8 protein-coding genes and 1 tRNA gene are annotated in these 6843 nt (G+C 63.4%); 7 read left to right on the top strand and 2 right to left on the bottom strand.

Annotation, left to right across the window (positions count from 1 at the left end):
* Positions 1 to 1031 (bottom strand): OmpA/MotB family protein (locus tag ACY693_RS12480; protein WP_462322154.1); only part of this gene is annotated, 1031 nt, incomplete at its 3' end.
* Between the two features lie 275 nt (positions 1032 to 1306).
* Positions 1307 to 1382 (bottom strand) — tRNA-Lys (locus ACY693_RS12485).
* Positions 1383 to 1610: 228 nt separating this feature from the next.
* On the opposite strand from ACY693_RS12485, the gene ACY693_RS12490 reads away from it, so the two are divergent.
* The 7 genes from ACY693_RS12490 (at position 1611) to ACY693_RS12520 (ending at position 6642) form a co-directional block, all read left to right on the top strand.
* Complete coding sequence (locus ACY693_RS12490; protein WP_462322155.1) at positions 1611 to 1985, top strand: hydrogenase maturation nickel metallochaperone HypA/HybF; 375 nt, start codon at positions 1611 to 1613, stop codon at positions 1983 to 1985.
* A gap of 129 nt (positions 1986 to 2114) precedes the next feature.
* Positions 2115 to 2996, top strand: a complete 882-nt coding sequence (gene hypB, locus ACY693_RS12495; protein ID WP_462322156.1) for a hydrogenase nickel incorporation protein HypB — start codon at positions 2115 to 2117, stop codon at positions 2994 to 2996.
* 84 nt (positions 2997 to 3080) lie between these two features.
* Positions 3081 to 3617, top strand: a complete 537-nt coding sequence (locus tag ACY693_RS12500; protein ID WP_462322157.1) for a hypothetical protein — start codon at positions 3081 to 3083, stop codon at positions 3615 to 3617.
* Positions 3618 to 3682: 65 nt separating this feature from the next.
* Positions 3683 to 4150 carry a DUF302 domain-containing protein gene (locus tag ACY693_RS12505; RefSeq protein WP_462322158.1) on the top strand — a complete coding sequence of 156 codons (468 nt, stop codon included), beginning with the start codon at positions 3683 to 3685 and terminating at the stop codon, positions 4148 to 4150.
* A gap of 227 nt (positions 4151 to 4377) precedes the next feature.
* A complete protein-coding gene (locus ACY693_RS12510) occupies positions 4378 to 4731 on the top strand; it encodes a TusE/DsrC/DsvC family sulfur relay protein (RefSeq protein ID WP_462322159.1) in 354 nt (117 codons plus the stop codon).
* A 451-nt stretch (positions 4732 to 5182) separates the two neighbouring features.
* Positions 5183 to 5578, top strand: coding sequence for a DUF423 domain-containing protein (locus ACY693_RS12515; RefSeq protein WP_462322160.1), 396 nt, complete (start codon positions 5183 to 5185; stop codon positions 5576 to 5578).
* Positions 5579 to 5730: 152 nt separating this feature from the next.
* Positions 5731 to 6642 (top strand): 16S rRNA (uracil(1498)-N(3))-methyltransferase, encoded by a 912-nt coding sequence (locus ACY693_RS12520; protein WP_462322161.1) that lies wholly within the window; start codon positions 5731 to 5733, stop codon positions 6640 to 6642.
* Positions 6643 to 6843: the final 201 nt, after the last annotated feature.

Below are 6843 nucleotides of genomic sequence, written 5' to 3' on the forward strand. Positions count from 1 at the left end.
TCGGTCCCACCGTCGGTGCCAGTTTCGGTTCCACCTTCGGTGTCAGTTTCGGCTCCTGAGTCGGGGGCCGCTTCGGGCTCTTGTCCGGACTCAGGTGACGACTCTGGCTCGACCTCGTCACGCGTGATGATGATTTCCACGCGTCGATTGAGCGCCCGGTTGGCATCGCTCGTATTGGGAACGGCGGGCTCGTACTCGCCACGCCCAATGACCGTAAACCGTCTCGGATCGATGCCGGCGCTATTGATTAGGTACCGAGCAACCCGCGCAGCCCGCGCAGCAGACAGCTCCCAATTGCTTGGGAAGACCTCGGTATCGACAGGATAGTCATCGGTGTGTCCAATGACGCGGACTGCGAACGAGGTCTGTCCGATGACACGCGCCAAACGGTCGAGAAACTCCCGCACCTCAGGTCGCAGGGTTACCTCGCCCAACTCGAAGAACATCGGTCCCTGAACACTAACCTTGACCGACCGATCACTCAGCAGCACGATCTCGACATTCTCAACCCGCGCCTCGCGCACTGCGTCCTGGCTGCGCTCAAAGACGTTCACCCGCATCAGCGGCTCAAAGCTCGGCACCGGGGTTGGCGTCGGGGTGGGCGGTGGCATTGGCGTCGGGGTCGCCGTCGGGGTTGGGGTTGCCGTTGGGGTTGGCGTCGGGGTCGGCACCGGCTCCGGTATCGATAACGGAACCGGCTGCTCGCGCTCGGCCGACTCAACCAGCTCCCGATTCTCTCGCATCTGCACTCCCACCAACACGGCGAACAGCACAAACATGACCATCATCAGATCGGACCAAGGCACCGACCAGTGACCACTTAGGTAGGGGTCAGCTTGAGCAAGCAGTAAGCCATCATCACGCCGCCAGACCTGCGGCCCGACCCGCATTAGCTCATCCTTGGGCGCGGCCGACAGCTCGACCGTTTCAGCCGCTGCAGGCTCCGTATCCGCCGGTGATTCCGCTACAGGCTCAGGCGACCCGGCTTCTTGACCCGGGGTTGCGTCGGCAACCGCCTCGCCATCAGGCAAATCATCTGCTTGGTCAGGTTGTCTAGGCGTATCGGCCATGCGAAGAGAGGGCCCTATCAGGGACTCCGAAATTCAGCCGCACTAGGCCACAACAGCCCAATGCAACCCCAGTGACACCAAGCGCTGGTTGGGCCAGTCGTTCTAAACGGCTAGTATGAGTGCTCACCTAGGCCCATCAAGAGGGGAGCAGATGAGCCCATGAGGAATCATGATCGCCGAGCGAGAAGCTACGCTGAGAGCTAAACTGGAGGCGAACGTGGGAGCCTTGGAGAAGATGGTGGGCCGTGTAGGATTCGAACCTACGACCAAGGGATTAAGAGTCCCCTGCTCTACCAGCTGAGCTAACGGCCCGGATATGGCTGCGACAGTCGACAGCGCGTTGACTCGTCCGCAAAGCCGATTATTTTAGCTCAGCCTGCTCCTGGGCGTCTACCCAAAAGATCGCATCCTTCTGGACCGCTGACCGCCCTGACCGTCAACCTGCTCAAAACGATGCGCTATCAGACCTGCGGACAGCATCCCAACACAATCCTCAGAGATCACCCTTCAGAGATCACAAGCCCGGAGGTAAACCGCTCGATGCACGAGCTCTCAGTCTGTATGTCATTGCTCGAGCAAGTCGAGCGGATCGCTCAGGAGCACGGCGCCGAGCGTGTGCTCCTGCGGATCGGGCCACTCTCGGGCGTCGAGGCACCTTTGCTCGCCAATGCCTACCCCTTAGCGGCTGCCGGCACCATTGCCGAGCATGCCCGACTGGACATGGAGCCGGCGCCAGTGCGGGTGCACTGCGTCGACTGCGGCGCCGAAAGCGAGGCCACCCCGAACCAACTGCTCTGTGCCAGCTGCGGTAGCTACCACACCAAGCTCACCAGCGGCGACGAGATGCTACTCGCCAGCCTCGAGATGAGCATCCCAGAAACGCCGACCGCAACAGCGCCGATTGGACCCGACTAGCGCTGCGCATACCCTTCTCACCCGAGGTATTGCGCCACTAGCGCGAAGCGCTGCTATAGTCCTGCTTCTGCCGCGCTGGCCAACCCAGCACCTCATCCGCCAGCACCTCAACAGATAGTGGAGACCATCATGTGCGACACCTGCGGCTGCAACATCACGCCTGGTAACGAGCATCTCGTCCGTGCCAATGGCAAGCACGCCAAGACCACGGACGGCCGCGCTGCGGTCGAGGTGCTCACCAGCCTGCTGGACGAGAATGACCACCAGGCCCTGCACAATCGCGAGCACTTCGATAGCAACGGCGTCCTCGCGCTGAACCTGATGTCGTCGCCCGGCGCCGGCAAGACCAGCCTCCTCGAAGCCACCATCGAAGCCCTGCAAGGCGAGCTGCGCATCGCAGTGATCGAAGGCGACCTCGAGACCGAAAACGACGCCGAGCGCATTCGCGCAAAGGGCGTACCGGCGATCCAGATCGCCACCGGCAGCGCCTGTCACCTGGACGCCCATATGGTTCACGATGCGTTGCACCGACTCGATCTCGCCGAGATCGACCTGCTATTCATCGAGAACGTAGGCAACCTGGTCTGCCCCGCCAGCTTTGACCTTGGCCAGCACCGTAATGTCACCCTGCTCTCGGTCCCAGAAGGCGACGACAAGCCAGCCAAGTACCCGGTGATGTTTCGCGCCGCGGATCTCGTGCTGCTCAGCAAGGCCGACCTGCTGCCCGTGCTCGACGACTTCGACCCGGCACGCGCCGAAGACTATCTCCGCCACCTCGCCAGTAACGCCCCCTTTGAGCAGGTTGCGATTAGAGGCGGCAAGGGCCGGCTCGCGCCCTGGCTCGACTGGCTCAGGGCAGAGGTGACGGCCCAGGACCAGCGTCGCGCCGCGGGCACGACCGCGCGCCCCAGCGTGCAGCCTGACGGTCCGCGGTTGCATCAACATCAGCATGGACATGCTGCGGATGCCGGCGCCCACCGGCATCGGCATCACCACCACGTCCATCAGTAACACCCAGCACCAAGACAATCCATAAACATGGTCACTCGGATGGAGGGTCCCGCTTTGTCAGCACAGAGACAGCCCGCTCGCAAGATGATTGTTCTCGCCGCGCTCTTGGCCATCACCGCCCCCAACACCCAGGCGGTTGGCTTCGGCGACATGTTCAACCCCGGTCGCTGGTTCGGCGGCGACAGCGACGACGACAACTACTACAACGACGTCCCCTGGGGACCCTACGGAGCAGGACCTTACGGAGCAGGTCCGTATGGAGCAGGCCCTTATGGCGCTCCGGGCTACGCCCCTTACGGGGGCGGCTACGGCTACGGGCCCTATGGCGCGCCTGGCTACGCTGCGCCGGGGGCCACCTACGGGGCTCCCGGTTATAGCGCGCCCGCAGCTGATCCAGCCACCGAGTCCAAGTCGAGCCCAATCGACAGTGAGGCTGCTAGCGCCAAAGACCGCGAGATCGAAGCCCTGAAGCGGCGTATTGAGCAGCTCGAATCGCGCAGCGCCGCACCGCCCAGCCGCCCCCAACCACCCCAAGGTCAACCCCAGAGCCAACCGCAAGGTCAAGGCCCCGGCGAGGGCTGGCCGGCAGCGCCAACCTTCAGACCCATGGACCAATACTAGCCAAGCCGATCGACCATCCTTGCCCGCCGCTGCCGACAGCCGCGGGCCAATAGAGGAGGAGCACAATGAAAAGATTCCCAGCCCTGATCATCAGCCTGCTATTACTGTTTGCAGCCGCACACACGCTAGCCGATGACTATGTCGTCCACGAAAGCGAGAGCAGTTTCTCTGACGTCATGGATGGCCTCAAGCTCGCGATCCAAGAACGGGGCATGTTCATCAACAACCTGATGCACATGAATGAGATGCTCGAGCGCACCGGGTCCGATCTTGGTCTCGGCGGCCCTCTGTTCGAAGACGCCGAGTCCGTCGAGTTTTGCAGCGCGGTCCTGTCACGCAAGATGATCAGCGAAGACCCGCGCCGCATCGTCAACTGCCCCTTCATCATCGCGGTCTATACCCTCCCGGGAGAGCCCGATACGACCTATGTCGCGTACCGCAAGGTCCCAGCCTCAGAAGCCGAGCAGAGCGCAGCCATGCAAGAGGTCGCGACCATGCTCGAAGAGGTCGCGACCGCTGCTGTGAGCTGGTAGCGAAGATTCGATTGATCCAGATCTTGTTTCTTGGCGTGCAGACCGTCGAAAGACGGTCTATATTTCCTTGACAGCAGCGAAGAATGCTGTTCCACGATTCGCTAATACAACGATAAGCCGATACACCAAATGCGCACGTCGGCCGACCGAAGGCTGAGGTCGTCATTAACGGCAAGCTAGTCCCAAGAAACCAAGGTATCCACCATCCCAGGTGGAGGAGCAACTCGATGACTGCGATGAATGTTGTTGGAGAGATCGCCGGACGCGATGTCCATTTCAATAAGAAGGGCTTTCTTGCCCGCTTTGAGGATTGGGATAACGACCTCGCCTATGCGATGGCCCAAGAGGAAGGACTTACCCTGACCGAATGTCACTGGACGGTAATCGAGTTCCTACGCGATTACTATGCCTTTCATGAGATCCCCCCCTCGCCCAAGGTGATCATTCGGGCCATCGGCGAAAAGGTCTCTGAGCACACCCCCTGCACGCGCAAGAAGCTCGAAGGCCTATTCCCGAATGGCGGCTGCAAGCAGGCCTGTCGCATCGCGGGTCTTCCCAACCACTACTGTCACTCCTGCTAACGATCACAGACACCCCGCAGTGTGCCTCGAGGCCCGAGGCCTGAGTCCCGAGCACCTTGCGGGACCCATCCCACCGCCAAGCCCGTCTCGGCTTGGCATGAGCCATATTCTGAGCCGGACCTGAGCAAAGTTCTGAGCCGGACTCTCAGCAAGCCTCAGAGCTGGGCTGTCACGCGCTCCTCGCCCAAGGCGCCAGCCTCGATGCGCCCTCCAAGTGCTCTTCGGCCCGGGCAGTCCCCGCGACCAGTTCCTCTCGCTTTGCTGCTCACGTCCATCGCGCGTCGCCACCCCGGACGATGAAGCCTTTGTTTCTCGGTAACCCACCGACACAACGCAGCAAAGCGATCCAGCGCGGTCTGCAGTATGCTGTGCGCTCTGATTGCAGTGCGCCGCACTCTGGTCAAGAGCGCGGACTGGCTACACGAGGGGCGACACGAGGAAAGAACGCCTGATGACCCGTCTACTTGCGACCACCGGGGCCCTGTTCGGAGTCGGCGCCGTCAGCCTAGGCGCCTTCGGTGCGCATGCGCTCGAAGGCACCATCAGCGCGGAGCGGGCCGAGGTCTGGACCACCGCCGCGCACTACCTTGGCTGGCACGGCACCAGCCTGCTAGCGCTCGCCGCGCTGCTTTGGTCCGACCGCCTGCCGGCCGCAGCCCGCCGCCTGCTTGGGCTCAGCGGCTTGCTCCTGCTGGGCGGCACGCTGATCTTTAGCGGCAGCCTGTTCATCCTGGTGCTTTCCGACCTGGGTGCCTTCGGGGCCATCACCCCGATCGGCGGCCTGCTCTTGATCGCCGGCTGGGCGGTCGCGGCGGCTGGCGCGCTCAAGCTCAAGCCCGTTGAGTGAGGACGGCTAAGCAGATGACGATCAACATCGGCGCCTGAGCAGGCCACGCGCGTTCCCGCTCTCCGCCGAGCCTGTCATTCAAACGCCTAATCGGGCAACCGAGCAGAGACCCCGTCCGGCAGTCAGCTTTAGCCACTGGCCACCCCCAGCCCATGCGCGAGAATCGCCTCTATACCGAACAACCGCTCGACATCGGTGAGCTTATCGAGCTGGAGCCGCGGCCGACCAAGCATGCGGTGCAGGTCTTACGGCTCGGCAGCGGCGACCCGCTGACCCTCTTCAATGGCGACGGCCGCGACTACAACGGCGAGATCGAGACCAGCACGCGCAATCAGGTCAGGGTGCGCATCCACAGCGCCAGCCCGCCCGAGCCCAACCCGCCCTTGGCGATACGCCTTGCGCTCGGCGTCTCGCGCGGTGAGCGGATGGACCTAGCGCTGCAGAAGGCGGTCGAGCTGGGCGTGAGCAGCATCCAACCGCTGTTCTCGAGCCGCACCCTGGTGCGCCTCAGCGGCGATCGGCTCGCTAAGCGCGCCCAGCATTGGCAGGGCGTGATCATCGCCGCCTGCGAGCAAAGTGGGCGCCGGCGGCTGCCGACCCTGGCCCCAGCGCTCGCCCTACTCGATTGGCTCCAACAGCAGCAGGACGGCGGTATCCTGCTCCACCATGAAGCCGCCAAAGCGATCACAGAGTTGCGCTACCCGCAGCTCGGCCAGCAAACCGATCACCCTGCTGGGCAGCAAGCTGAGCAAAAAGCCGAGCAGCAATCCAGCCAGGAAACCGCGCAGCCAGCTGGGCGGCAAGCCGAGCAGCACGGCGGCCAGCAAGCCGCGCAACCGGCTGGGCGGCACGCCGAGCAGCAGCCCGTGCATCAACCCTGGCCGCGGGGCCGACTCACGCTGCTCATCGGGCCTGAAGGGGGGCTGGAGCCCGCGGAGCGCGACTACGCCCAGGCGCAGGGGTTTACGCCGGTTCGACTCGGGCCCAGGGTCCTGCGAACCGAGACCGCGCCTCTCGCTGCGATCGCCGCCATTCAAACGCTCTGGGGCGATTTCAGGGGCTGAGCACCCTGGCAAGCTCGACCCCGGTTGCGACGCCCGCCAAACGCCAAACGCCAACCTCGAGATCAGCATCGGCGCCGGTTCGAGAGCAGGCTAACCGCGGGCGCCCTGAATCGACCAAGCCGAGGCTGCAAGCTCTGCTAGACTCCGCCATGAGCCGCACGCGCTCTATCGCTGTTAGCGCTTCGCCGCCCGCGACGCAGT

Source organism: Halochromatium sp., assembly GCF_054919635.1.